Annotated in this window: 22 protein-coding genes; 10 read left to right on the forward strand and 12 right to left on the reverse strand. The window is 64.9% G+C overall.

The features are described 5' to 3' along the window. Positions 1–73: 73 nt before the first annotated feature. A complete protein-coding gene (locus ABFK29_RS21295; RefSeq protein WP_005862884.1) occupies positions 74–553 on the reverse strand; it encodes a YraN family protein in 480 nt (159 codons plus the stop codon). A gap of 37 nt (positions 554–590) precedes the next feature. Further along, on the reverse strand, positions 591–1,481 hold the full coding sequence (gene rsmI, locus ABFK29_RS21300; RefSeq protein WP_005862886.1) for a 16S rRNA (cytidine(1402)-2'-O)-methyltransferase: 891 nt from the start codon (positions 1,479–1,481) through the stop codon (positions 591–593). A gap of 86 nt (positions 1,482–1,567) precedes the next feature. Here rsmI and ABFK29_RS21305 point away from each other — a divergent pair, with 86 nt between their 5' ends. Then, positions 1,568–2,761 carry a penicillin-binding protein activator gene (locus ABFK29_RS21305; protein WP_005862888.1) on the forward strand — a complete coding sequence of 398 codons (1,194 nt, stop codon included), beginning with the start codon at positions 1,568–1,570 and terminating at the stop codon, positions 2,759–2,761. Next, entirely contained in the window at positions 2,721–5,519 is a 2,799-nt protein-coding gene (locus tag ABFK29_RS21310; protein ID WP_083803515.1) for a [protein-PII] uridylyltransferase, read from the forward strand. The genes ABFK29_RS21305 and ABFK29_RS21310 overlap by 41 nt, the downstream gene beginning before the upstream one ends. Here ABFK29_RS21310 and ABFK29_RS21315 read toward each other — a convergent pair. Beyond that, on the reverse strand, positions 5,516–5,926 hold the full coding sequence (locus tag ABFK29_RS21315) for a hypothetical protein (RefSeq protein WP_005862892.1): 411 nt from the start codon (positions 5,924–5,926) through the stop codon (positions 5,516–5,518). The two genes, ABFK29_RS21310 and ABFK29_RS21315, sit on opposite strands and share 4 nt — an antisense overlap. A 172-nt stretch (positions 5,927–6,098) precedes the next feature. On the opposite strand from ABFK29_RS21315, the gene ABFK29_RS21320 reads away from it, so the two are divergent. The 3 genes from ABFK29_RS21320 to ABFK29_RS21330 all read left to right on the forward strand — a co-directional run bounded on the left by ABFK29_RS21320 (position 6,099) and on the right by ABFK29_RS21330 (position 9,729). Continuing rightward, a complete protein-coding gene (locus tag ABFK29_RS21320) occupies positions 6,099–6,689 on the forward strand; it encodes a LysE family translocator (RefSeq protein ID WP_005862894.1) in 591 nt (196 codons plus the stop codon). Between the two features lie 83 nt (positions 6,690–6,772). Continuing rightward, the gene (murJ, locus tag ABFK29_RS21325; protein ID WP_005862896.1) at positions 6,773–8,326 is read left to right on the forward strand and encodes a murein biosynthesis integral membrane protein MurJ; all 1,554 of its coding nucleotides are present in this window, start codon (positions 6,773–6,775) and stop codon (positions 8,324–8,326) included. Continuing rightward, positions 8,323–9,729 carry a phospholipase D-like domain-containing protein gene (locus ABFK29_RS21330; RefSeq protein WP_005862898.1) on the forward strand — a complete coding sequence of 469 codons (1,407 nt, stop codon included), beginning with the start codon at positions 8,323–8,325 and terminating at the stop codon, positions 9,727–9,729. Before murJ ends, ABFK29_RS21330 begins: the two co-directional genes overlap by 4 nt. Here ABFK29_RS21330 and ABFK29_RS21335 read toward each other — a convergent pair. After that, positions 9,726–10,415, reverse strand: a complete 690-nt coding sequence (locus ABFK29_RS21335) for a rhomboid family intramembrane serine protease (RefSeq protein WP_005862900.1) — start codon at positions 10,413–10,415, stop codon at positions 9,726–9,728. The genes ABFK29_RS21330 and ABFK29_RS21335 overlap by 4 nt on opposite strands. Before the next feature lie 76 nt (positions 10,416–10,491). On the opposite strand from ABFK29_RS21335, the gene trpS reads away from it, so the two are divergent. After that, complete coding sequence (gene trpS, locus ABFK29_RS21340) at positions 10,492–11,523, forward strand: tryptophan--tRNA ligase (protein WP_005862902.1); 1,032 nt, start codon at positions 10,492–10,494, stop codon at positions 11,521–11,523. 352 nt (positions 11,524–11,875) lie between these two features. Further along, positions 11,876–13,711: a bifunctional diguanylate cyclase/phosphodiesterase gene (locus tag ABFK29_RS21345; RefSeq protein ID WP_005862904.1), complete on the forward strand. Its 1,836-nt coding sequence runs from the start codon at positions 11,876–11,878 to the stop codon at positions 13,709–13,711. A 4-nt stretch (positions 13,712–13,715) separates the two neighbouring features. Here the strand turns inward: ABFK29_RS21345 and ABFK29_RS21350 are convergent, their stop codons facing one another. Both ABFK29_RS21350 and ABFK29_RS21355 read right to left on the reverse strand, forming a co-directional pair. Next, complete coding sequence (locus ABFK29_RS21350) at positions 13,716–15,989, reverse strand: ATP-binding protein (RefSeq protein WP_005862906.1); 2,274 nt, start codon at positions 15,987–15,989, stop codon at positions 13,716–13,718. 72 nt (positions 15,990–16,061) lie between these two features. Next, complete coding sequence (locus ABFK29_RS21355) at positions 16,062–16,427, reverse strand: response regulator transcription factor (protein WP_040605081.1); 366 nt, start codon at positions 16,425–16,427, stop codon at positions 16,062–16,064. A gap of 81 nt (positions 16,428–16,508) precedes the next feature. Between ABFK29_RS21355 and ABFK29_RS21360 the strand changes: the two genes are divergently transcribed. Then, positions 16,509–19,043 carry a chemotaxis protein CheB gene (locus ABFK29_RS21360; RefSeq protein WP_005862910.1) on the forward strand — a complete coding sequence of 845 codons (2,535 nt, stop codon included), beginning with the start codon at positions 16,509–16,511 and terminating at the stop codon, positions 19,041–19,043. A gap of 27 nt (positions 19,044–19,070) precedes the next feature. On the opposite strand, the gene ABFK29_RS21365 is transcribed toward ABFK29_RS21360, so the two are convergent. The 4 genes from ABFK29_RS21365 to ruvC form a co-directional block, all read right to left on the reverse strand. Then, the gene (locus ABFK29_RS21365) at positions 19,071–19,721 is read right to left on the reverse strand and encodes a hypothetical protein (protein ID WP_005862912.1); all 651 of its coding nucleotides are present in this window, start codon (positions 19,719–19,721) and stop codon (positions 19,071–19,073) included. 102 nt (positions 19,722–19,823) lie between these two features. After that, on the reverse strand, positions 19,824–20,849 hold the full coding sequence (gene ruvB, locus ABFK29_RS21370; RefSeq protein ID WP_005862914.1) for a Holliday junction branch migration DNA helicase RuvB: 1,026 nt from the start codon (positions 20,847–20,849) through the stop codon (positions 19,824–19,826). A gap of 38 nt (positions 20,850–20,887) precedes the next feature. Next, positions 20,888–21,556 (reverse strand): Holliday junction branch migration protein RuvA, encoded by a 669-nt coding sequence (gene ruvA, locus ABFK29_RS21375; RefSeq protein ID WP_005862916.1) that lies wholly within the window; start codon positions 21,554–21,556, stop codon positions 20,888–20,890. Then, positions 21,553–22,041 (reverse strand): crossover junction endodeoxyribonuclease RuvC, encoded by a 489-nt coding sequence (ruvC, locus tag ABFK29_RS21380; protein WP_005862918.1) that lies wholly within the window; start codon positions 22,039–22,041, stop codon positions 21,553–21,555. The genes ruvA and ruvC overlap by 4 nt, the downstream gene beginning before the upstream one ends. 324 nt (positions 22,042–22,365) lie before the next feature. Between ruvC and ABFK29_RS21385 the strand changes: the two genes are divergently transcribed. Beyond that, a complete protein-coding gene (locus ABFK29_RS21385) occupies positions 22,366–22,572 on the forward strand; it encodes a DUF1127 domain-containing protein (RefSeq protein ID WP_040605065.1) in 207 nt (68 codons plus the stop codon). 84 nt (positions 22,573–22,656) lie between these two features. Here ABFK29_RS21385 and ABFK29_RS21390 read toward each other — a convergent pair whose 3' ends face one another. Continuing rightward, positions 22,657–23,004: a hypothetical protein gene (locus ABFK29_RS21390; protein WP_005862922.1), complete on the reverse strand. Its 348-nt coding sequence runs from the start codon at positions 23,002–23,004 to the stop codon at positions 22,657–22,659. Positions 23,005–23,116: 112 nt separating this feature from the next. Further along, entirely contained in the window at positions 23,117–23,986 is an 870-nt protein-coding gene (locus ABFK29_RS21395; protein ID WP_005862924.1) for a 50S ribosomal protein L11 methyltransferase, read from the reverse strand. A gap of 114 nt (positions 23,987–24,100) precedes the next feature. On the opposite strand from ABFK29_RS21395, the gene ABFK29_RS21400 reads away from it, so the two are divergent. Further along, the gene (locus ABFK29_RS21400; RefSeq protein ID WP_005862925.1) at positions 24,101–24,481 is read left to right on the forward strand and encodes a hypothetical protein; all 381 of its coding nucleotides are present in this window, start codon (positions 24,101–24,103) and stop codon (positions 24,479–24,481) included. Positions 24,482–24,484 lie beyond the last annotated feature (3 nt).

A 24,484-nucleotide genomic window follows, 5' to 3' on the forward strand; every position in this document is an offset into this window, starting at 1 on the left:
TTTACCCTGGCAGTTCGCCCCATAGATGACCCATGGGCGCGCCAGAGGCAATGCACCGACGATGTGCGCAATGCTAGCAGTGGCCGATTGCGTTCTCGATCACCCGGATCTGCCCGTACACGTCGACCATCGCGAGATCGAAGCGGACATCTGTAAGCGACCCAAGCGGCTGCGTTCCAAGAAACTCCTCCGCCGCGCTGATGATCCGGTTCATCTGCCGGCGCGACAACCGTTCGGCCGCGTGCCGGAACGACCGGCTTTTCTTGACTTCGACGAAGATCAGGCCGTCGCCGTCCCGGACGATAAGGTCGATTTCGCCACCCTGCCCACGCCACCGCCGACGGGCCAGGGGGAATCCGCGCCGTTCGTAGTCCTGTGCAACGCGCAATTCTGCCGATGCCCCGGCCTCGTAACCGATGCGCCCCGCATCCTTCTTGGCGCGTCGCGCCGCATCGGGTTCCGGCTGCGCAACCGGCCGGTCGGGCGGCGCCGGCGCGCACCAGTCCCAGAGCGACATCTGCCTCATGTCTTCCGTCTGTGCACGTTGAGCCATTCAGTTCGTCCTTCGCCGACAGGCAGGAACAGCCGCCTCAGTCGCCAGTCCCGTTTGACCGTTCTTTCGCCAATCGCATCGCCATCTGGTAGACGGGCCTGCGTTTCACACCGAACCGGGTAGAGACATAGTCGGCCGCGTCCCGCACGGTCATCGTCTCCAGCGCCGCGTTCACTTCCTGTTCTATGTCGATTTCCCTAATGTTTCCTGAATCGCCTTTGCCTATCACCACGACGATCTCGCCGCGGGCGGCCGTCCCCGCGTAGTGGTCTGCGAGCTCGGACAAGACCCCCCGGCGGATTTCCTCGAACTTCTTCGTCAACTCCCGGCACACGGCAGCCGGACGGTCGCCGAGCCGATCCGCGGCATCGGCCAGCATCGCGGCCACCCTTTTGGGCGATTCATAGAACACCAGCGTCGCGGCGACGCCCGTCAGCTCGTCCAGAGCCTTGCGACGCGCCGCACCGGCGTTTGGCAGGAAGCCCAGGAACATGAACCTGTCGGTCGGCAGTCCCGCCAGTGTCAGCGCGGTTATCGCAGCCGACGCTCCGGGCGCCGTGGTGACCGCCAGCCCTGCCTCCGCGGCCTCTCGCGCAAGGTCGAACCCCGGATCGGACACCATCGGCGTTCCAGCTTCAGACGCATAGGCAACCGCCTTGCCGGCGGCGATTTCGTCCAGCACCCGCTGACGCGTCCGCTCTCCACTGTGATCGTGGTAGGCAAGAAGTTGCCGCTCGCCCAGGGCGATGCCGTGAATGTCCATGAGGTGCCGCAAGGAGCGCGTATCCTCCGCCACCAGCACCTCTGCATCGCGCAGGACATCAAGTGCCCTAAGGGTAATGTCGCGTGCGTTCCCGATCGGCACGGCCACAAGGTAAAGGCCAGCGGCCAATTTGCCGCCGATCCCCGGCTTCTCCGGATAAGTCACTGGCCCCGCCTTTCGTGCTCGCCTATGATCGCGTCCAACCCGTGCGGGCCACTCACCCCACACCAAGACACGACGAGGGAGTCTCCATGTTCACCGTTTTGCCCCGCCTCCGCAAGGCGTTGCGCCCGCTTGCCGCACTGACCGCGGCGGCCCTGCTGTCCGCCTGCGACCCGACGATGGTCGGCGGCCTAGGCGGGTCCGGCGCCAGTTCCGGCGGCCCAACCATCGACGCAAGCGCCCCGATTCCCGTAGCGCTGCTGGTGCCCAAATCCGACTCCGGCGCCGGTCCGGTCGCCGCGTCGCTGGAAAATGCCGCACGCCTGGCGATCCAGGAACAAAGCGGCGTCCAGATCGACCTGCGGGTCTATGACACCGCCGGGCAGTCCGCGCAGGCCGCCGCTCAGGCCCAGAAGGCCGTGGACGACGGCGCGAAGATCATTCTGGGCCCGCTGTTCTCCGAAGCGGCCAATGCCGCCGGCGCCGCGGTCGCCGACGACGGCGTGAACGTCCTGAGCTTTTCGAACACCACCGCCATCGCCGGAGGCAACGTCTTCATCCTTGGCCCGACCTTCGCCAATACGGCGGACCGCCTGCTGGCGCATGCCCGCAAACGGGGCAAGAAAAGCATCGTCATCGTCTACTCCGACGACGTGCCAGGCCAGTTCGGCAAGATCGCCATCGAGCAGGCCGCCACCTCGAACGGCATCCGCGTCGTCGCAGCAGAGCCCTACTCTCTGTCCATCGAGGGTGTCGCAGCCGCGGCCCAGCGTGCCGGCGCCACGGTGAAGTCCGGTGCCGCCGATACGGTGTTCATCACCACCGATGCGACCAACGCCGCCATGCCGATGCTGCTCAACCAGCTGCCGGAAAACGGCGTCGCGCCGGGCCAGATCCAATACGTCGGCCTGACACGCTGGGATGTGCGCCCGGACCTTTTCTCTCTGGCAGGCGCGCAGGGCGCATGGTTCGCCATTCCTGACACGCAGCGCCAAGAGGCCTTCAACCAGCGTTACGCCACCACCTTCGGGGCGGCTCCGCATCCGCTGGCGGGGCTGGCCTATGACGGGATTTCCGCCGTAGCGCTTCTGGCAAAGCGAGGCAGAAGCGACGCATTGACCGGAAAATCCCTCACATCTTCTGGCTTTACGGGCACCGGCGGTGTATTCCGGCTGCTCAAAGACGGCACGAACGAGCGTGCGCTTGCCGTCGCGACAGTGCAAAATAACCAGATGGTGATCCTTGACCCTGCCCCCAGTAACATCTCAGGCGCAGGCTTCTGACGCAGACCCAAGCACCCTGCCGACCGACCTTATCGCGTCGGCAGCGGATATCTTCGATCTTCCCGCCGTGCGGTCAGAGCTGTTCGCAGCCCTGCCCACCGGCGCGGAAAGCGGTGTCCGAAAGGCCGCCGTTTCGGTCCTCGGGGCGGCGTCGAAACGCGGCCGCGACGCCGTGCAGGCCGCATTCGAACGTGAGCCCTTCGGCTCCCGCCGCACGACACGGGCCTACACCTGGATCACCGACGGCCTCGTCTCGCTCGCGTTCGAGGTCGCGACGCAGGTCATCCACCCCAATGCCAACCCGACCAGATCCGAACGCATCGCCGTTCTCGCGGTCGGCGGGTATGGCCGGGGCGAGATGGCGCCGTTTTCCGATGTCGACCTGTTGTTTCTGACCCCCTACAAGATCACCCCCTGGGCCGAGAGCGTCATCGAATCGATGCTCTACATCCTGTGGGATCTGAAGCTGAAGGTCGGCCATTCCTCCCGCACTGTCCGGGATTGCGTGCGCCTCGGCGGAGAGGATTTCACCATCCGCACCGCCATGCTCGAAAGCCGTTACCTGATCGGCGACGAAAAGCTGGCCACCAACCTTGAGAAAAAGCTCTGGTCCGACCTGTTCGAGGGGACGGAGCGCGAGTTCGTCAAGGCCAAGCTGGAAGAGCGCGACGCGCGCCACGGCAAACAGGGTCAGCGCTACATGGTCGAGCCCAACGTCAAGGAGGGCAAGGGCGGGCTGCGCGATCTGCAATCGCTGTTCTGGATCACGAAATACGTCCACCACACCGACGATGTCGGCCAACTGGTAGGGAGCGGCGTATTCCTGCCCGAGGAATACGAAACCTTCGTCCAGGCCGAACGCTTTCTCTGGGCGGTGCGCATCCACCTCCATCTGCTGGCCGGCCGCGCGGTGGAACAACTGACCTTCGACATGCAGGTCGAGGTCTCGGCCCGCATGGGGTACAACGACCGCGGCGGGCGGCGCGCTGTCGAATGGTTCATGCAGGACTATTTCCGCCACGCCACTGCCGTGGGCGACCTGACCCGTATCCTGCTGACCTCGCTTGAGGCCGACCACTCGAAAGGTCCGCCGCTGCTGGAGCGTTTCTTCAAGCGCACGCCCGATACGGCGGACGGCTACACCGTCGTCAACGGACGGTTGGCGATTGCCGACGACAAGGCGTTCCTTGCCAACCCGCTGAACCTGCTCAGGATCTACGAGGAGGGGCTGCGCACCGGGTTGCTGATCCACCCGGACGCCATGCGCCTGATCAAGGCCAACCTGCACCTCATCAACGACTCCATGCGGAAAGACCCGCAGGCGCAGGAGCTGTTCCTCAACCTTCTCTTGCAGCACGGGAACCCGGAGCGCGCGCTGCGCCGGATGAACGAGCTTGGCGTCCTCGCCGCCTTCATCCCGGAATTCGCGCCGATCGTGGCCATGATGCAATTCAACATGTACCACCACTACACGGTGGACGAACATACCATCCAGTGCATCTGGCACCTCTCCGAGATCGAGCACGGGCACTTGAAGGAAGAGCTGGTCGTCTCCTCCTCGATCCTAGACGAAGGCGTGAACCGCCGGGTGCTCTATGTCGCGCTTCTGCTGCATGACATCGGCAAGGGCCGGGACGAAGATCACTCGATCCTCGGCGCCCGCATATCGCGCTCGGTTGCGCCGCGACTCGGCCTCGACAAGGACGAATGCGAGACGGTGGAATGGCTGGTCCGCTATCACCTGCTGATGTCCGACATGGCGCAGAAACGCGACATCGCCGACCCGCGCACGGTGCGTGACTTTGCCAAGGCGGTGAAGACGGTCGAGCGGCTGAACCTCCTGACGGTGCTGACGGTCTGCGATATCCGGGGCGTAGGCCCGGGGACATGGAACAACTGGAAGGCGGCGCTGCTGCGCGCGCTCTACCGCCAGACCCGCCGCGCGCTCGAAGGCGGCATGGAAGAGCTGAACCGCGAAAAGCGCGGCACCGTGGCCAAACAGGAACTGCGCGAGAAGCTCTCCGACTGGTCCGAGGCCGACCTCGCCAGAGAAACCACGCGGCATTACGGACCCTATTGGCAGGGCCTTCACGTCACCGCCCATGTCATCTTTGCCAACCTTTTGCGTGGGTTGACGGACGACGAGGTGCGGATGGACATCCATCCCGACGACGACCGCGACGCCACCCGCGTCTGCTTTGCGTTGCAGGATCATCCGGGCATCTTCTCGCGCCTGACCGGCGCCCTTGCCCTGTCGGGGGCCAACGTGGTGGACGCGCGGACCTTCACCACCCGCGACGGCTATGCCACGGCAGTCTTCTGGATACAGGACGCGGATGGCGCACCCTATGAAGACGTGCGCATCCCGCGCCTGCGCGAAACCATCCGCAAGACCCTGACCGGAGAGGTCGTGGCCCGAGAGGCGGTGAAGTCCCGCGACAAGTACAAGAAGCGGGAAAGGGCCTTCAAGGTTCCGACTCACATCACCTTCGACAACGAAGGGTCCGAGATCTTCACGATCATCGAGGTGGATACCCGCGACCGGCCATCGCTGCTGTACGATCTGGCCCGGGTTCTGGCGAGCCAGAACATCTATATCGCCTCCGCCGTCATCGCCACCTATGGCGAACAGGTGGTCGACACCTTCTACGTGAAGGACATGTTCGGGCTGAAGCTGCACTCCAAGACCAAGCGCGACTTGATCGAGAAGAAGCTTCGTCTGGCCATGCAAGAAGGGGCGGAGCGCGCCTACGGTTAATAAGCAACGGCCGCTGCGGTGTGCGGCAGGGCAAGCGCAGAGTGCACGTCCCGTCGTCCCATCCAGCTTTCGACGAAGGCGGCGTAGTCGGGATGCGCCACGTCCAGCCGCATAAAGTTCAGCGCCTCGGTCCGGCTGCGAAAGATTTCCGTCTCCCACGGTGCATCGTCGAGCAGCATCTGAAGCATCCGGCACATGCCGAAGGCCACATCGTCGGTGACGTAACAGGCGTGCCGGACCTGCTCTGAATGAGCCAGGAACGAGCGGCGCGAATTCATTGCGATGGCGCGCATCTCGGCGAAACCGTGGTGCGGCAAACGGCAACCGTCGAGGTCGTAGAGGATGTTATGCCTCGGTTCGAAATCCGGGTCCCGGGCATACGCACCAATGGAGTCGAGATGCTCCATAGGGTCGACGTCACCCCTCAGCGTAACAACGACCACGCCAAGCGATTTGTGTATGCAATACCCGATTGCCACGTCGCCACCATTCCCCAACGTCAATTTGGTTGACAGGTGTACTATTTTAGCACAATTTTGCATTGTTGCAATTGAATATGTTGCGCATTAGCCAAAGTGCATGAGCGATCTTCCGCAATTCCTGTTGGCGGGATTTGCCCTGGCGGGCAGCCCGGGGCCGAACACGCTGTCCATGGCGGCGGTCGGTGCCGCATTCGGTCGGCGTGAGGCGATAGGTTACTTGCTCGGCCTCAGCGTCGGTATGCTCGGGGTCATCGCGCTGGTCGGCACGGGGACGGCGGGCCTATTGCTGGCGGTGCCCGGTGCCGCGCCAGTCATCACTGGGCTGGCGGCGCTGTATTTCCTCTGGCTCGCTTGGCGGATCGCGAACGCGTCGCCGATTGGCCCGGCGGACAGCGGGCGCCGTCCGCCCCGATGGCACGAAGGCGCGCTCCTGTCGATGATGAACCCCAAGGCCTACGCCGCCATGGCCGCGCTGTTCTCGGGCTTCACCCTGCGGCCGGCGCCGTTGCCAGACGCGCTGACAAAGACCCTTTTGGCCTTCGCTGTCATTCTGACCGTCAACGCCGCATGGATGGTGATCGGCACGCTGCTGACCCGCCTTGCCGGCAATCCGCGCACCGCGCGGGCGATCAACTACGGATTTGCCGCGGCGCTCCTGATCTCCGTCGCCGCGACCACGCTGCTCTGACTGCACGAAACCTGCGCGAAGGCGGGGTTCACCCTGCACATCTTTCGCGGTAACTGCATCGGGACCTCTTGCTGCGAGCAGCCATGAAACCCATCCGCCTCATCTCCGGTATCCTCACTGTCGGCTTCTGGACACTCGCCAGCCGCGTGCTGGGCCTTGTCCGCGATATCCTGATTGCCACCGTCATCGGCCCCGGCCCGCTGATGGATGCCTTCGTCGCCGCTTTCCGGCTGCCAAACCTGTTCCGCCGGTTCTTTGCCGAAGGCGCGTTCAACGCCGCCTTCGTGCCGATGTTCTCCAAGAAATACGAAGCGGGCGAAGACCCGCAGGGCTTTGCCCGCGACGCCTTTTCCGGGCTGGCCTTCGTGTTGCTGCTCCTGACCGCGCTGGCGATGATTTTCATGCCGCTGCTGGTCTGGGCCACGGCAGGCGGCTTTGCAGGCGACGAACGGTTCGACCTGACGACGGCCTTCGGGCGGATCACCTTTCCCTACATCCTGACGATCTCGCTGGCGGCGTTGCTGTCGGGGGCGTTGAACGCCGTGGGCCGGTTTGCCGCCGCCGCTGCTGCGCCCGTGCTGCTGAACATCCTGATCGTCGCGGCACTGAAATTCGGACAGGGCCTGTTCGGCGGCGCCCACATCGACTGGCTGATCTGGACCATCCCGGTCGCAGGCATGGCACAACTGGCACTCGTCTGGGCTGCAGCCGAACGGGCCGGCCTGAAGATCCGCCCGGGCCGACCGCGCCTGACGGACGATATGAAGCGCCTGACCCGGATCGCCGTCCCCGCGGCCCTTGCCGGAGGCGTCATGCAGGTGAACCTGCTCGTCGGCCAGCAGGTGGCGTCGCACTTCGAAAAGGCGGTGTCGTGGCTCTACAACGCCGACCGCCTGTACCAGCTTCCGCTCGGAGTCGTCGGCATCGCCATCGGCATCGTGCTGCTGCCCGACCTGTCGCGCCGCCTGAAGGCGGAAGATCACGTCGGCGGGCGCATGGCCTTTTCCCGCGCCGGAGAGCTGTCGCTGGCACTGACCGTACCCTGTGCCGTCGCACTGGTGGTCATGCCGCTGCCGCTGGTCTCGGTGCTGTTCGAACACGGGCGCACCGGGCCGGAGGACAGCCGCGCCATGGCTGTGGCCGTTGCGATCTACGGTTTGGGTCTGCCTGCCTTCGTGCTCCAAAAGGTGCTGCAACCGGTCTACTTCGCCCGCGAGGACACCCGCTCTCCCTTTCGCTTCGCGGTTTGGTCGATGGTGGTCAACGCCGCTGTCGCCATCGGGCTGGCCCCGCTGATTGGCTGGATCGCGCCCGCTATCGCCACGTCGCTCGCCGGATGGACGATGGTCTGGCAACTGGCGCGCGGAACACGGTCCATGGGCGACGTGGCGCGCTTTGACAGCCGGTTCTACAAGCGGGCGGGCCGGATCCTGGCCGCTTCGGCGCTGATGGGTGCCGCCCTCATCGGGGCCGAACTGCTGATGGCGCCATGGCTCGCCACAGCGGGCCTCCGCGTGCTGGCCCTGATCCTGCTGATCGCCATCGGCGTCGCGGTCTACGGCATCGCCGGGCAAGTGCTGGGCGCCTTCCGGCTGTCTGAGTTCCGCTCCATCGTACGCCGCCGCAAGCCCACATGACGCAGCTCCTGCACACCCGGTCCGAGACGCTCGCCGCGCTCGAAACCCTCGCCGCATCGGCCACCGAAGAGCTGATCCTCGCCCTGCGCACCCTGTCGCCGGACTTGCCGTTGCTGACCGAGGCATTGACGGAACGCGGCCTGAACACCTGGAGCGACCTGATTGCATGGGTCACGCGCCGTGGCGTCCGCCTGCTGATGGCTTTCGGCGACGAAGATCCGCTGTTCGACGTGGACCGTCACCGGCGTGTCTGGCTGGAGGCCTCGGCCTTTGCCAACGTGCACCAGGGCAACGCTCAGATCCTTTGCGCGCCGCACGGGCAGCAACTGGGCAAGCTCTGGACCCTGCGATTTCGCAGGCCGATCCGGGCGGCGCTCTGGCGGCTGGCCACCGACGACACGCGGCGGCTTACCCTGCCCCAGCGCGCAACGCTGGCGAAGGGGCCGACCCTCAGGCCGCAGCGGATTGCCCAGGCCTTCGCGGTGGCCGACGGGACACGCGCGCTGATTGGCGGCGTCCCCACCGACATGCGCCAAACGGACCAGGACTGGCACGATATCGCCGCCTTAATCGAGGACGCGGATTTTGCCGGTGCGCTGCGGGCGCATTTCGCCGACTGCTGGAGCGCCGCAATCGCCACCGGAGCGCCCACCCTCGCGTCGGAGCCGCGCCCCGTCGCTGCGGTCTCCCGCCGTCAGAGCCGTCCCGAACTGCGCCTTTTGCGCACCCTCTCCGACCCTTCGGACGGCCCGCTGGCCTTTACCGGAACGACACGGATACAAGATGCCGAGACGCATCTGCTCCGGATCTTCGGCGCGGCCCGGCATCATGTCTACATCGAGACACCCGCCTTCCGCCATCCCGCGTTGGCCGAAGCGCTGGCCGACGCCGCGCGAAACGCACCTGACTTGCAACTGACGGTCGTTCTGCATCCCGGCGCCGACGCCCTGCCCTTCGCCGGCGCCCTGCCCGGCACCCTGGCGCGGGCAGAGGACGCCCGGGACCGCACGCTTGCCATCCTCGCCCGGTCTTTCGGTCAGCGCGCCGCATTCCTGCGATACGCGCCGCAGGGTCGGGATTCGGTGGCAGAGCGCGCGACGGATGTGCTGGCTGGACGGGTGATCGTCGTGGACGGCACCCACATCGTGCTCGGGTCTCACAGCCTGACGTTGCGCTCGATGCGGCTGGATACGGAAGCCTCCGTCCTGATCCGCGACAGGAGCCTTGCGCAGGACGTTCTGGCCCGGCGGGCGCGGAAATGGCTGGGTGTGTCACAGGACGCGGCGGATGCCGCCCAAGCGGAAACCTGGGCCGCGGCCAGGGCACCGCTCGAAGCGTTTGCCCCCACGGCCCCCGCGCCGCGCACCACGCGCCCCCTGAGCCTGCCGGACGAGGTGTTCTAGCCCCGTCCGCCGCGCACGCGGTGCAGGAAACGGCGCCATCCGCCCGGGACCATCACGACCGCCAGCAGGAACCCGGCGAAGAACCCAGCGAGGTCGGCAATCCACGTGTCGTCCGTCCCGAACAGCAGGCCAAAGACCAGGCGAATGCCCATCAGCATGCCGATCAGCCCGAAGGCCCGCATCTGTGGGCCGCCCTCCTGCCCTAGCCGCAGCCACAACAGGTAGGTAAAGCCGCCGATCAGGCCGAAGTCCGACGGGTAAGCGCCCACCAGCCACGGATCGTTGCTGAACAGACCGAAACACACGGCCCCCACCACGGCACTGACGAAGAAGATAGCGACAAAAGCCAGCGGCCCCATCGACTCCGTCACGATCTTGCCCATGGCCAGCAGGAAGACCATGCCAAACAGCGCCTCGTAGAAACTGCCGTGCAGGAACGGGTAGGACACGAAGCGGATCAGGTGCTCGGGCGGATAACGCCCGTTCTCCAGCATCCAGTCGAAGACCTGCCCCGAAAAGCCGAACCGCTCGATATAGCTGAACCGGAGTCCCACCGCGTCACGGCCGCCGATCATCCCCATGTCGGACAGCGAAAAGAACGCCTCGATCCCCAGCAGGACAAGGAACATCGCGGCGACGACCGGGGGCAGCGGGTTCACCGGCGCTTCGTTGTGCGGATGGGTCATTCGGGGCCTTTCCTTGACGGAGTGTCCGGGCATGGGTAAGCCAGCCGCGCAGCAATTTCCAGATGGAGACACCGCCATGACCGAGGGGGTCCAAACCTCTCCCGCCTTCGCGCACCGAGTCTTTTCCGGCATCCAGCCTTCCGGCGGCCTGACGCTCGGCAATTACCTTGGCGCGCTCAAGCGTTTCGCGCAGAGCCAGAACACCGGCGTGCAGTCGATCTACTGCATGGTCGACATGCACGCGATCACGGTCTGGCAGGACCCAGCCACCCTGACGCGGGCCACGCGCGAGCTTTGTGCCGGGTTCATCGCATCCGGCATCGACCCGGAAAAGTCGATCCTGTTCAACCAGAGCCAGGTCGCGGGCCATGCTCAACTTGCATGGGTCTTCAACTGCGTTGCGCGGATGGGCTGGATGCAGCGGATGACGCAGTGGAAGGACAAGGCCGGCAAGAACCAGCAGAACGCCTCGCTGGGCCTGTTCGCCTATCCCGCACTTATGGCTGCCGACATTCTCCTGTACCACGCGACGCACGTCCCGGTGGGCGAGGACCAGAAGCAGCACGTCGAACTGACCCGCGACATTGCGATCAAGTTCAACCATGACTTCGGCGTCGACTTCTTTCCGATCCCCGAGCCGGTGATCGAAGGCGCGGCTACCCGCGTCATGTCCCTGCGCGACGGTTCGAAGAAAATGTCGAAATCCGATCCTTCGGACATGGCGCGGATCAACATGACGGATGACGCGGACGCCATCGCATCGAAGATACGCAAGGCCAAGACCGATCCCGAAGCCCTGCCGTCGGAGGCCGAGGGCCTGGAAGGCCGGGCCGAGGCGCGCAACCTCGTCAGAATCTACGCCGCCCTGTCGGACACGACGGTGGACGACGTGCTGCGCGATGTCGGTGGGCGTCAGTTCTCGGAATTCAAGCCGATGCTCTCCGACCTCGCCGTGGCAAAGCTGTCGCCGATTTCCGTCGAAATGGCCCGGCTGATGGAGAACCCGTCCGAAATCGACGCCATCCTTGCCCGCGGGGCCGAGCGCGCGCGCGAAATCGCGACTCCGGTCATTGATCGCACCCTGGAGATCGTCGGGATGGTGCGATGACGTAACGATCCGGCCGGGGCGTCTTGCCGCCCCGGCTGCCAAACTGTATCCAAACCCAGCCCGTTTAGTGGCTTCCTCCGCCCGCCAGGACCAACGTTTTTGGTGTCTAAAAACAACGAATCGGCGCACAATGCGTGCAGCTTTTGCGATGTTAGGACATTATTAACGTAGATCAGTTTTCTGGAAACGCGCAGGTCGACATCTGCAAAGTCGACCAATGCGTAATTGGATGGTTGGAACCCTGACAGGAGGTCGTGGCGTGAACGGCCCGGCGATTACCAAAGTGGGGCAGGCCGATGGACGGTTGCGCAAGCGGGCCCGTTCCAGGCCGGACCGATGGAAAGATGGCAAGTTGAGTGATCTCTGGGAGAGTAATGCCGTTGAATCGGGCGCCGCCTTTCAGGAGGAAGTCAGTCGCATCGTCGAATCCGCGGAAACGCTGATCCGAGATTCGCTCGGGGCCACCGACGTCGTCTTGATACCGCGCGGAAGCTCCAAACACGGCGATGTTCACCTGCTGCGCCAGTCGGCATTCTCCGAGCTCGAAGAAACCGCGACACGTTTTCTGGACGATTACCTGATCCATCGCGCCACAGGTGCCAGCGTGCCGATCGCAAAGACGATGCCGCACTCCGTGGACCAGCGGCAAGGGAGAGATCAGGTCATCTGCCGCATCCTGCTGGACGATGACTACGGCGTCTGCGGCAGCCTCGCCGTGCGGTTGCCAGCAGGCGACGCAGCCACCGGGCCGAGCAGCGCACGGCTCGACGCCATTTCGGCCATGGTCTCGACGATGTTGAAGTCGGTGACCACCAGCTTCGAACTCGAGATCGAGCTGATCGCCGCGCAACGCCGCTCTGCCCGGCTGGAAATCCAGACGCGGACCGATCCGCTGACCGGAGCGCAGACGCTCGGCGCATTCGAACGCGAGGTCCGCAAGCGGTTGCACGACAGTGCGGAGGCATGCGCCCTGATCCTCTTCGAGGTGGAAAACCTCAGGTCCATCAACGATCTCTTCGGCTACCAGTTCGGAAACACGTATCTTGGGCTGGTCGCGGGCGCGCTTTCGGCCGCCCTGCCGGACACCGCAATCGTCGGTCGGCTTGGCGGTGACCAATTCGGCGCGCTGGTCGAATTGCCCGAGCACTACAACAGCTATCTTGGCGACGTGCTGTCCCGCTGCCGCGACAGTATACTGCGCAGCACCGCCACGCTGGGGCGGCCGAACCTCGGCCGGACCAGTGGTGGCGCCGCTGTTTATCCCAACGACGCCGCGAACTACGACACGCTTTTCGAGCTGGCCGAAGGCGCGCTCTTCGTCTCGAAGCGCAGCGCACGCGGCCTGCCCACGGTTTTCGCACCAGGTATCGACCCGCGTCCGAACCCGCGCGAGATTACGCGCAGCTTCAAAGCCGCACTCGCAGCCAACCAGATCCGCCCCTATTTCCAGCCGGTTTACAACCTCCTGACCGGCGAATGTGCCGGCTTCGAGGTGTTGGCCCGCTGGGAAGATCCGGAGCGGGGCGTCCTGATGCCCGACGACTTCATCCCGATCCTGAACGATCCCGAGAACGCCGAGCGGTTGACCCAGAAACTGACCGGCACGGCGTTGAAGGCGCTGGCCGATCTCGGTCCGCATCGGGCGCGGAATCTGACGATTGCCATCAACGTAACCAGCTTCGACCTGATGAACCGGGAATTCGCCTTCGAACTGCAGTCCCACCTGTCCGAGGTCGAATGGCTGTCGTGGTCGCAGATCATCATCGAGGTAACCGAAAAGATCATGCTCGGCGCCGCCGAAGGGCAGGTCTTCCGCACGCTCGAGGAATTGCGCCGCCGTGGCGCACGTGTGGCGCTGGACGACTTCGGCACCGGCTACGGCGGGCTGCGCCATCTCAGCGGGTGGCCGGTGGACATCCTCAAGATCGACCGCCATTTCATCGGGCGGATGCTCGACAGCGACATTGACCGCGCCATCGTCGAATCGATCCTCCACCTGTCCGAACACTCCGACCTGACTGTCATCGCCGAGGGGATCGAGACACCGGCGCAGCTTCGCGCGCTGCAAAGCATGAACTGTGCCAAGGGTCAGGGCCACCTTTTCGCGGCGGCGCTGCCAGCGTCCGGCCTTGCCGACAGCCTCGAAAGCATCGACTTCGACGCGCTCAACAGCAGGGACAGCTGGTAGGCCTTTACCGGCCCAAGGCCAGCGCAACGGTCCGTTTCAGCAGCAGGATCGAAACCGGCTTGCGCAAACCCAGGCCGGGGACATGGCGCAGGGACGGGTCGACCGCCTCCGCGTAGCCCGAGCAATAGATCACCCGCAGATCCGGATTGCGCTGCCGTGCCAGCTTGGCCAGTTCGTCGCCGCTTACCCCGTCCTCCAGTTGCACGTCGGTGATGAGCAGGTCGATCCAGGCGTCGTCCTTCAGAATCTCGCGTGCGACCGATGCCGTCGCCGCCGTCAGGACGTCGGCGCCCATCGACGCCAGTGCCTCTGCCGACAGGACCCGGGTGTCGGTGCGCTTGTCCACCAGCAACACGCGCACACCGGTCAGGGTCGTCTGCTCGACGGGCGCCTCCGTTGCGGGGGCAGGCTCCGGCTCCAGCACCATCCGCGCAGAGAAACCGCCGCCGGGGACATCCGACAACTCAAGCCGTCCGCCCATGCGGTCCGCAAAGGCGCGGACCGCAAGCAAACCGGTCGGAGCGCCGCCGACGCCCGGACGCTTGACGTCCGACTGTTCCCGGAACCGCGCCAGCACGTCTTCCGGCATCCCGGCCCCGGTATCGCGCACCTCCAGAACGACGGGATCGACATCCGCCCCGGCGATCAGCCGAACCGTGATCCGCCCCCCGCCTCCGGAAGAAACGCAGGAGTCGCGCGCGTTCAGGATCAGTTGAATCAGCGACGTCTCGTAATCAGCCGGCCCACCGGGAACGGACACCGGACCTTCGGGCAACTCCGCGTCCAGTTCCATGTCGGTGGGCAGGGAGGGCCGGACCACCGAAAGCGTCTCTTCGACGAGACCGACAAGTTCCGTCCGGAGATCCGGTCGTGAATCCCGCGCCAACGCCATGAGCCGGTCGATCAGCAGAACCCCGCGAGAGACGACCTTCTGCAAGGTTCCGATCATCCCGTCCATCGACGAATCGGTCCTGCGCAGCGACCATGTGTCGGTGGTCAGCCGGATCACGCCGAAGATGTTGGCCACCTCGTGCACAACCCCGGAGGCAAGCTGGCTCATCGCTTCGAAACGCTCGGTGCGTGCCATGTTGGTGCGCACAATCCAGCTTTCGGTCTCGTTCCAGACGGTCAACACGTGGCTCCCGGCCGTGCCGGGCACGTGGTCCAGCGGGGTCAGCACGAATTGCAACGCCTGCTCGCTGCCGTCGGTGTCGAGATGCCCGACAAAGACCGACCGCACGGCGCCCGCCCCGGTCAACCGGGCGAAGGGGTGTTCGTCCCCCAAGAGCCGCCGCCGGGTCTCCAGTTCGTGAAACTCGGTTTGGCGCAGCCAGGTGTCGGCCGTTTCGCTGTCGCCGACCATCTGGCGGGCACTCTGATTGGTCAGGATGACCTTCATGTCCGCGTCCATCAGGAACACGCCGATCGGAAGGGCCCCAAGGATCGACTCCAGCTCCTCCAGCCTCAGGCGCGCGGCCTGCGCCCGTTCGTTCTGAAAGGCCGCGACCCGCAGGATCACGTATCCGCCGAGCGCGCCCAGCAACACGCTGAGCGCGCTTAGCCGGACGCCCGGCGCAATGAAACCGAGCTCGGTGGCCTTCAGGGCCAGCCACGCCAGTACCAGCGGTGCGATGCACACCGGCAGCAGGAAACGCCGGGCGAGATGGCTGCCAGAGCCTTCGCCGGTCAGCACCTTCATCCAGCCCTGTGACGGGCTCGCAAGGATCTGGGCAAGGAAGATCAGCGTCAGACTGAGCGCGGTCGGCAGAGACAGGCCGGCCAGCACCGGAGTGCCCTGCATCCCGCGCAGATCGAACGCGAAACTGACGAGGGAGACAAACGACAGCAGAAGCCCCCCGGTCGCGACATAACCCTTGGCTTCAAGCCGCTCGGGCAATGCGGCAAGCACGGCTGCCAGGACCACCGCCAGTCCGGTGGCGGTCGACATCCATGCCGAGGGCTCCGCCCCGATCCGGCCCAGCGTCAGCCCCCAGATTGCGATCAGGACCGCCGCGCCCTTCAGTCCCAACGAGACGGGCCGCAGGCGCGGCCAGCGATGGCGGAGGGCAAAACCCGCAGCCAGCAACATCACGCAAACCGAGGTGGCGGGCACCATGACGGGCCCCAACCCCAGACCCGGCCCGCTTCCCGACAGACGCGCCAGCAGGTTGAGAAGCCCGACCGCGAAGGCTGCAGCGTTCAGGACGTGCGCAGAGCGGTAGACAAGCGTGCGCCGCCGGTCGCCGTTTTGGTCCCTGTCCACCGCCGCTCTGTTCATTCCACTCCTCCTGCCCCTGTCCCGGCCTGGCTTGGCATTCCGCAAGACGGCAAGAGGCGCACGAAGACCGGATCAGTTCTTGGTCAGAACCCGGACAACCTCCGACAGTTCGGCCAGCGTGGACGTCTTGGCGATCTTTGCATCGGCAGACCGCAGCCCTTTGGTGAACAGCGGAGAGTCGATCAGTTCGGACCGCCCGGTGATGACCACCACCGGGATATCCGGGTCATGTGCGCGGACGTTGTGAATCGCGGTGATTGCCCCGCCCCCGTCCATGATGACATCGAGGAAGACGATATCGAAGGCTTCCGTCCGCAGAGCCTCCAGGGCCTCGGCCACGGTCCCGAAGGCGGCGACGGAATGTCCAACGGCGTCCATCGCCTCTGTGAAGGCGACACGGTACTCCGGATCGTCGTCGGCAAGCAGAATTCGGGCCAAGGTCGGCTCCACGTTCGATTGAAAACGCCCACTTCTGTGTTACCAAGAGTTCAGGCGCATTGAAACCGGGAAGGATCTGGTATGGCCGACGTGAACGGAAACTCTGAGAGTATCCCTCTCGTCGTGGTGGGCGCATCTGCCGGCGGCCTTGAACCGCTTGAAATCTTTTTTGAATCCGTGCCGGATGAAACTGGCTGGGCATTCGTCGTGATCCAGCACCTCTCGCCCGACCACAAATCGATGATGAACGAGATCCTGTCGCGGAAGTCGCACATGAAGATCGAACACATCGAAAACGGCATGAAGCTCAGGCCGGACACGATCTATCTTAACCGTCCCGGACTCAACGTCGAGTTGGAAAACGATGTCTTCCGCCTCGAGTCGTTTTCCAGCGAAGACAAGCTGCCCCGCCTGCCGATCAACGCGTTTCTTCGGTCGGTGGCGAACCGAAAGGAGGCACCGACCGTCGCCTTGATCCTTTCCGGATCGGGCAGCGACGGAGCCCGGGGCGCGAAGGAGCTGCGCGATGCCGGTGGGGCCATCCTCGCCCAGTCCCCGACCGAGGCCAGCTTCAACTCGATGCCCATGGCGGTGATCGCCGAAGGCGCCGTCGACCGGGTGCTCCGCGTCGCCGAAATGCCCGCCGCGATCCGCGACATTCTTGCCGGACGGATGCCGGACGCCGCCAGCGACATCTCCAGTTCCAGCGCGTTGCATGGCATCCTTCAGTTGCTCGAAGAAGGGTTCCGCATCGATTTCTCGTCCTACAAGCCGGCCAACGTCCGCCGCAGGGTGGAGCGGCGGCAACACCTCCGCGGCATCGACGACCCGACGGACTACCTGAAGCTGCTGACGGACGACCGGTCTGCCCTCGACGAACTTTATCGCGACCTGCTGATCGGCGTGACGGAGTTCTACCGCGACCCGGAAGCTTTCCGTGTCCTGCGCAAGGAGGTGCTGAACAAACTCGCGCGCGACAGCGACGACACATCGCCTTTGCGCATCTGGGTGCCCGGCTGCGCCACCGGCGAAGAGGCCTATACCCTCGCCATCGAAATGTCCGAGGCACTGGCCCAGGCAGGCGCCGCGCGCAAGTTCCGCATCATCGCGACAGACATGCACCGTGGCTCGCTCGAACGGGCATCCACCGGGGCCTATACTGCACAAAGCGTGGCGGGCCTGCCGCCAGAAATCGTCGGGCGCTACTTCGAGAAACGGCAGGACAAGTACGTCGTCGATCCGATCCTGCGGCAGAAGATCATCTTCTCCGCCCACGATGTGCTGAGCGATCCGCCGTTCATGAACCTCAACCTGATCTCCTGCCGCAACCTGTTCATCTACCTCCAGGACCGGCCCCAGGCGCGCGTCCTGTCGATGTTCCTCTTCGGGCTGCGGCGGAACGGCTACATGTTTCTCGGCCCCTCCGAAAGCCTGGGCCGTTTCAGCCAGGAATTCGAATCTGTCGACGCACGCTGGCGAATCTTCCGAAAATCCTCCGAACACCGCCCGCTCGACCACAGCGTCATGACCGGCAAGTTCCGCGCCAGACCGATGCATGAAACCGTCGTCGCTGCACCGAAAAGGTCGCGCGACCGCTCTGTCGCATCGGATATCGCCGACATTCGCAACCGCGAAACGCTCATCAAGGGCTACGACGCCCTGCTCAAGCGCTACGCCCCGCCGTCGATCCTGGTGACCGGCGATGGATCCGTGTTGGGGTGGTTCGGGATGGCGCGAATGTTCATCGACACGATGAACAACCTGACCGACTGGACGGTCGAGAACATCGTGCACCACGACCTGCACTTCACCATCAACGTGGCGCTTGAAAAGCTGCGCCAGGGCCAGCTCGAATCCTACAGCCGCAAGACTAAGGTCACGCTGAGCGACGGCGATGTCCAGACCTGCAACGTCCGCATCGAGGCGCTGGACCAGGTGTCGCGGATCAAGGTCATGCTGGTCGGCGTCGAACTTGCCAAAGACGAGGCCTCGACAGAATCCATCGCCGCGATCCAGCCGATCAGCGACGAGGACGTGACCTTCGTCACCACCCGCATCCACGAACTCGAACGCGATCTACGCCTGACCGAGCAGACACTCCAACATGTGACGGAGCGGCTGGAGGCCAGCGGCGAAGAGCTTCAGGCCTCCAACGAGGAACTGCAGGCTTCCAACGAAGAGCTTCAGGCCGCCAACGAAGAGCTCCAGTCCTCGAACGAGGAACTGCACGCGGTAAACGAGGAGCTCGTCTCGGTCAGCGCCGAGCACGAGCGCAAGATCGAACTCCTGTCGCAACTCAATGCAAACACCGAACAGGTGCTCGAACTGCTGGGCACCGGGGTCATCTTCCTGGACCGTTCGGGGCGCATCGTGCGTTTCAGCGAACTGGTCGCCGAGCGGTTCAAGCTGGAAACCCACGACATCGGCCGCACGTTTCACGTGGTCGGACCGCGGCTGGAGTTCATCGCCCTCGAAACGCTGGTCGATCAGGTGCTGGAAACCGGGACGTCGCAAACGGTCAGCGGCGAGCATCGCGGCGAGAGGATCACGGTCGAGGTCCACCTTACCAAGGCGGAGGACGAACGCGACACCGGGGTGGTGGTTCTTCTCAGGTAACCGCGGGATGCACAGGTTGGCTGTGCCTCAGGCGTCCGGCGCCTGTGCCCCCAATCGTGCGAACAGACGCAGCGCATGGCTCGGGTCCTGAGAGACGGCGGGCAGCACGGGATCGTAGGCCGCGCGTATGACGCCCGCTATGTCGGGCCGCAGCACCGTCGTCGCACCTGCCCGCGCCAGCGGTGAGCGTTCCGAGAAAGCCGTATCGGACCAGCACAGCATGCTCTGGGCCACCTGCCCAAGGGCCAGTTCCTCGGCCGGGACATCGGACAGCGCCGCATCCATCCGCAGGAACACGAAACAGGCGCGGATCGCACCGCTTTCGTCGAAGCGGAAAACCCTGTACTGGTTGGCCTCCGCCGCGGACAGCCGCTCGACAAGCTCGCCCAACCCGTCGATCAGCCGGTCGAGGTTCGGCACGTCGGACAACTCCGACCAGTTGCGGAAGAAGAACACCATGAAGTTGCTGCCAAGTTCGAAGTCCGTCTCGGCCATGTCGTGACCCGCCAGCGCACAGACAGCCTCGAAGGCGCCTTTCACCACGCGCAGCGACGCGTCCTCGACACCGAAGACGATGGGCGCGATGGGCCGTCCCCAACGCGCACAGAAGAAACTGCCGTCAGACCGCGTGAACAGCGCCGCGATGTCCTCTGGGGTGGTCGAGTCGGTCTGTGTCATGCGCCCTCCGCGAAGTCTTGGGCCAGGCCACGGGGCCCGCGCAACAGGATGTAGGGCGGGGTTACACGCCGCCCCCCTTGCGGGCAATCCCGGCGTTTTGTCTCACTTTCCGAACAGGTCCGGCGGCGTCTCCGGCCGGGGCGGCGCCAGCCCGATGTGCGTCCAGGCCGATTGAGTCAGCATCCGCCCGCGCGGCGTCCGCTGGATCAAGCCCTGTTGCAGAAGGTAAGGCTCCACCACTTCTTCCAGCGCGTCGCGGCTCTCCGACAGGGCGGCCGACAGGGTTTCGATCCCCACCGGGCCGCCGCCATAGCTTTGCGCGATCAGTTCCAGGTAGCGGCGGTCCGCGCCGTCCAGCCCCCGCGCATCGACACCCAGACGGGTCAGCGAGGAATCCGCCAGCGCCTGCGTCACGACCCCGCCGCCCTCGACCACGGCAAAGTCGACCACCCGTCGCAGCAGACGTCCGGCGATGCGGGGCGTGCCCCGCGCCCGCCGCGCGATCTCCCGCGCACCAGAGCCTTCGACCCGCACACCCAGCTTGCGCGCGTTGCCCGCGACGATCGTCTCCAGTTCGTCGACCGTATAGAAATTCAGCCGCGTCGGAATGCCGAAGCGGTCGCGCAGCGGCGTTGTCAGCAGCCCCAGCCGCGTCGTGGCACCGACCAGCGTGAAGGGCTGCAATTCGATCCGGACAGTGCGCGCCGCCGGCCCCTCGCCGATCACGAGGTCCAGCTCATAGTCCTCCATCGCCGGGTAAAGGACTTCCTCCACGGCGGCGCTCATCCTGTGGATTTCGTCGATGAACAGCACGTCGCGCGCTTCGAGGTTGGTCAGGATCGCCGCGAGGTCGCCCGCCTTGGCCAGCACAGGGCCAGAGGTCATGCGGAAGCCCACCCCAAGTTCGCGCGCCATGATCTGCGCCAGCGTCGTCTTGCCCAGGCCCGGCGGTCCGTGAAACAGCGTGTGGTCCATCGCCTCGCCGCGCGACCGGGCGCTTTCGATGAACACCCGCAGGTTCGCCCGTGCCTCCGCCTGCCCGACGAAGTCCGCCAGCATCTGCGGCCGGAGCGCGCGGTCGCGGTCTTCGGGCAGGGGCTCGGGCCGTATCGTCGGATCAGGTTCCATGCCTCTTCCTTACCGGTCGGTCGGGTCCGCGACCCGCCTCACCCCTTGGGCGCCAACAGCTTCAAGGCCGCGCGGATCAGGCCCGCGGTGTCCAGCGATCCGTCCTCGCCTGCCGCCTGCGCCACGGCGCCAGCCGCCTCGCCCGGTCCATATCCGAGGTTGCCGAGCGCGGAAAGCGCCTCTGCCTGGGCCGAGGCCACGGGGGCGGGCGGCGCGGCAGGCGGGCGGGCGGCGGTTTCGACCACCTCGTCGGGCGCATCCGACAGCGGCGGGGGCGGGGATGCGCCCACGCCCATGGCCATGACCATCGGCGCCTTGTCCTTCAGTTCGTTCACCACGCGCTGCGCCGTCTTGGGACCGATGCCCTTCGCCGCCTTCACCGCGTTCCAGTCTCCCAGCGCCAGCGCCCGCGATACGCCGTCCGCGCCAAGCGCGCCGAGGATCGCAAGGGAGGCCTTGGCGCCCACGCCCTGCACGGACATCAGCAGGCGGAACCACTCCTTCTCCACCAGCGTCGGAAAGCCGAAAAGCTGCAGCAGATCCTCGCGCACCAGAAGATCGGTATAGAGCGCGGCGAACTCTCCGGGACGGCCGAGGGACGCCAGCACACGGTCGGTGCAATATACGACATAGCCGACGCCGCGCACGTCGATCAGCACGTGATCCTCGCCGCGGTACACGATCTGTCCGGCAATCCGTCCGATCATGCCCGCACCTTCATGCGTTGGACGCCGGACTGATGCGCGTGGCAGATTGCGATGGCCAGCGCGTCCGCCGCGTCCGGGCCGACCGGCTGACAGCCGGGCAACTGCATCTTCACCATGTGCAGGATCTGGTTCTTGTCCGCGTGACCGACGCCGACCACCGTCTTCTTGACTTGGTTTGGCGCGTATTCTCCGATGGACAGGCCGAACTGCGCCGGCACCAGCAGCGCGACACCCCGCGCCTGCCCCAGCTTCAGCGTGCCGACCGCGTCCTTGTTGACGAATGTCTTCTCGATGGCGGCCTCGTCCGGCGCGTAAGCCTCGAAGACCCGCGTCAGCTGGTCATGCAGCGACAACAGCCGCAACGCCAGATCGGTGCCTTCCGAATCGCAAATGCCGTTGGCCACGTGCCTCAGGCGGCTGCCGTCGACCTCGATGACCCCCCATCCGAGGTGCCGCAACCCCGGATCAATGCCCAATACCCGCATCCTCGCCCACTTTTCTTGTTATGCGGCAACGATTAGCACGAAACGCGAACAAACGCCAAGGTTAAAGCACCGAAGCGCAAAAACGACGCCCGGCCCACCACGGGCGACATTGCCACCAAACCCGTGTCGGTTTGCGCCGGTCCCGGATCGGAAAACGACACCCGTTCAGGCGAAATTTCGCCAGTTTTTATAGGCAGTTAACCAAAAATGCTGCCATGCAGAAAATGCAAATGTCCCATGCAAATTCCGCCCCTTGCTTGTGCGCTTCGCACATTTTACGTGCGCTTTGTAAACATGCACCCCCCCATCACCCAGGAGATCGAGATGGCCGCATACGAAACCACCCGCCACCACGCCGCCACGGGCTCCGCCGCCCGCATTGGCACCATGTTCACCACGGCCGTCGGCGCCTTCGCCGCATGGAACGACACGCGTCAGACCCGCAAGGCGCTGGCATCGCTGACCGACCGTGAACTCGACGACATCGGCCTGCACCGCGGCGACATCGACGCCGTAACCCGCCGCTTCTAAGCGCATGGGCCGTTACAGAGAAAGGGCCGCGTCCTGCAAAGACGCGGCCCTTTTTCCGTGAGCACAACGAGAGAGAGTCAATCGTTACGACACAAGCAGCGACCCGAACTCGGCCAGTTTCGCTGTCAGGGGATCGATCTGCATCAGCCATGCACCGACCTGTTCGAAGGTCGAGCCGCCGGCAAGGGTGTCGACGTGCGCCTGATAGGCACCGACACCGATGAACGTCAGGACCAGCGTCTTGAAGGCAATGAACGCGGCAGCTGCCAAAAGCATGAGACGCAGGCCCATGCCTCCGCTCTGGCCGACCGGCACCTGAACGTAATTGCCGGTCTTCTTGTCCAGCTTCGTCACATAGCCCCTGGCCATGCGTTCGTGCTTGCGACGCAGGGCCTGTTCGCGGCGTTTATAGCTTGTGAGCGCTTCTTCCATGGCAGCCTCTTGAACAATCGGCCCCCACCGATTGGACACATTTTTAGCCAAGGAATGTGGCAAGAATTGGGCTCGTGCCGCAGGTTTTACCCAAAAGTGGCACGAAACCTCCTTACTTTCGAAGCAGCAACGTCACCCAGTCGCCGATCGTCGTGCGGTTCACCTCGGAGATTCCCTGTGCCGCGTAGGCCTCGGCGACTTCGTCGGCCTGCCGGGTCAGGATACCCGACAGAATCGCGTAACCGCCGTCCGCCAGATGCGCGTTCATGGACGGGGCCAGGTCGATCAGCGGCTGCTTGAGGATGTTGGCGAACACCAGGTCATAGGGCGCGCGCTCGTGCAGAACGTCGTTCTCGAATCCCGCAGCCTCGACGCAGATCACCCGGTCCTCAAGCGCGTTGGCACGCACGTTGGCCTCTGCCACCTCGACGGCAACCTCGTCGATATCCGACGCCACAACGGTTTCCGGCCAGATGCGCGCGGCCCCCATCGCAAGAACGGCGGTGCCGCAACCGACGTCTGCTACGTTGCGGCCGACAAAGCCTTCTCCCGCCAGCCTGTCCAAGGCCTCAAGGCAGCCCTGCGTCGTACCGTGGTGCCCGGTGCCGAAGGCCATCGCCGCCTCGATCAGCAGGGGTTCCGACCCTTCGGGAATCTTGTCCGCATCATGGCTGCCGTAGACGAAGAACCGCCCCGCAACCACCGGCGTCAGTTCGCGGCGCACCTTGTCGACCCAGTCGGTGTCCGGCACTTCGGACACGACAAAGCCCCGCGCATGGAAGGCCGCGGACAGAAGCGCCAGCTCCACCTCGTTGGGTTCCTCGATGAAGTAACCGCCGATTTCCCACAGGCCCGAGCCGTCCTCGATCTCGAAGACGCCGACACCCGTGGGTTCCGGATCGAGCTCTTCCATCGCCTCGCCCAACGCCTCGGCGCGGGTCTTGTCGTCGATCTTGGTGAAGGCGGTCCAGGTCGGCATCATCGGGTCTCCATCGGGTGCATCCGCGCCTTACACCAGCGGGACGGGACACACCAGCATTGCCAGACTCGCGAAACTGCGCCACGCTCATGTCATATTCTGTCGGAGTCCTTTGTCATGAAAACCGTTCTCAAGGTCCTTGGCGGCCTCGTTCTTGTCGTCGCTCTGTTCGCCGGGGCCATGTTCTTCTTCACCTCCGGATCGCGCGACATCGCCAGGCAGTTCGTCACGCTCAGCACCACCGGTGGCCACGACGAGGCGCGCGCCCTCCTGCATCCCGGCCTGCAGGACCAGCTCAGCACCGACAAGATGGCCGAGATGTTCGCGGGCGCGAAGCCTTACGAAAAAGTGTCGTTTTCCAGCGTCTCGACCGGCACCGGCAAGCCGACCACCCTCGAAGGCACGGCGACGACCGTCGACGGCTGCATGTCGGTCCTGAAGTTCGAACTGCTGAACGAACAGATCGTGGGCTTCGACATGTCGCCGCTCTGCCGCTGACGG

The organism is Sagittula stellata E-37 (genome assembly GCF_039724765.1).
GTDB lineage: Bacteria > Pseudomonadota > Alphaproteobacteria > Rhodobacterales > Rhodobacteraceae > Sagittula > Sagittula stellata.

Coding starts and splice junctions, on each gene's coding strand:
- ABFK29_RS21295 (WP_005862884.1), bottom strand. CDS start 553: ATGGCTCAACGTGCACAGACGGAAGACATGAGGCAGATGTCGCTCTGG.
- ABFK29_RS21305 (WP_005862888.1), top strand. CDS start 1,568: ATGTTCACCGTTTTGCCCCGCCTCCGCAAGGCGTTGCGCCCGCTTGCC.
- ABFK29_RS21315 (WP_005862892.1), bottom strand. CDS start 5,926: ATGGAGCATCTCGACTCCATTGGTGCGTATGCCCGGGACCCGGATTTC.
- ABFK29_RS21320 (WP_005862894.1), top strand. CDS start 6,099: ATGAGCGATCTTCCGCAATTCCTGTTGGCGGGATTTGCCCTGGCGGGC.
- murJ (WP_005862896.1), top strand. CDS start 6,773: ATGAAACCCATCCGCCTCATCTCCGGTATCCTCACTGTCGGCTTCTGG.
- ABFK29_RS21330 (WP_005862898.1), top strand. CDS start 8,323: ATGACGCAGCTCCTGCACACCCGGTCCGAGACGCTCGCCGCGCTCGAA.
- ABFK29_RS21335 (WP_005862900.1), bottom strand. CDS start 10,415: ATGACCCATCCGCACAACGAAGCGCCGGTGAACCCGCTGCCCCCGGTC.
- trpS (WP_005862902.1), top strand. CDS start 10,492: ATGACCGAGGGGGTCCAAACCTCTCCCGCCTTCGCGCACCGAGTCTTT.
- ABFK29_RS21350 (WP_005862906.1), bottom strand. CDS start 15,989: ATGAACAGAGCGGCGGTGGACAGGGACCAAAACGGCGACCGGCGGCGC.
- ABFK29_RS21360 (WP_005862910.1), top strand. CDS start 16,509: ATGGCCGACGTGAACGGAAACTCTGAGAGTATCCCTCTCGTCGTGGTG.
- ABFK29_RS21365 (WP_005862912.1), bottom strand. CDS start 19,721: ATGACACAGACCGACTCGACCACCCCAGAGGACATCGCGGCGCTGTTC.
- ruvB (WP_005862914.1), bottom strand. CDS start 20,849: ATGGAACCTGATCCGACGATACGGCCCGAGCCCCTGCCCGAAGACCGC.
- ruvA (WP_005862916.1), bottom strand. CDS start 21,556: ATGATCGGACGGATTGCCGGACAGATCGTGTACCGCGGCGAGGATCAC.
- ruvC (WP_005862918.1), bottom strand. CDS start 22,041: ATGCGGGTATTGGGCATTGATCCGGGGTTGCGGCACCTCGGATGGGGG.
- ABFK29_RS21385 (WP_040605065.1), top strand. CDS start 22,366: ATGGCCGCATACGAAACCACCCGCCACCACGCCGCCACGGGCTCCGCC.
- ABFK29_RS21390 (WP_005862922.1), bottom strand. CDS start 23,004: ATGGAAGAAGCGCTCACAAGCTATAAACGCCGCGAACAGGCCCTGCGT.
- ABFK29_RS21395 (WP_005862924.1), bottom strand. CDS start 23,986: ATGATGCCGACCTGGACCGCCTTCACCAAGATCGACGACAAGACCCGC.
- ABFK29_RS21400 (WP_005862925.1), top strand. CDS start 24,101: ATGAAAACCGTTCTCAAGGTCCTTGGCGGCCTCGTTCTTGTCGTCGCT.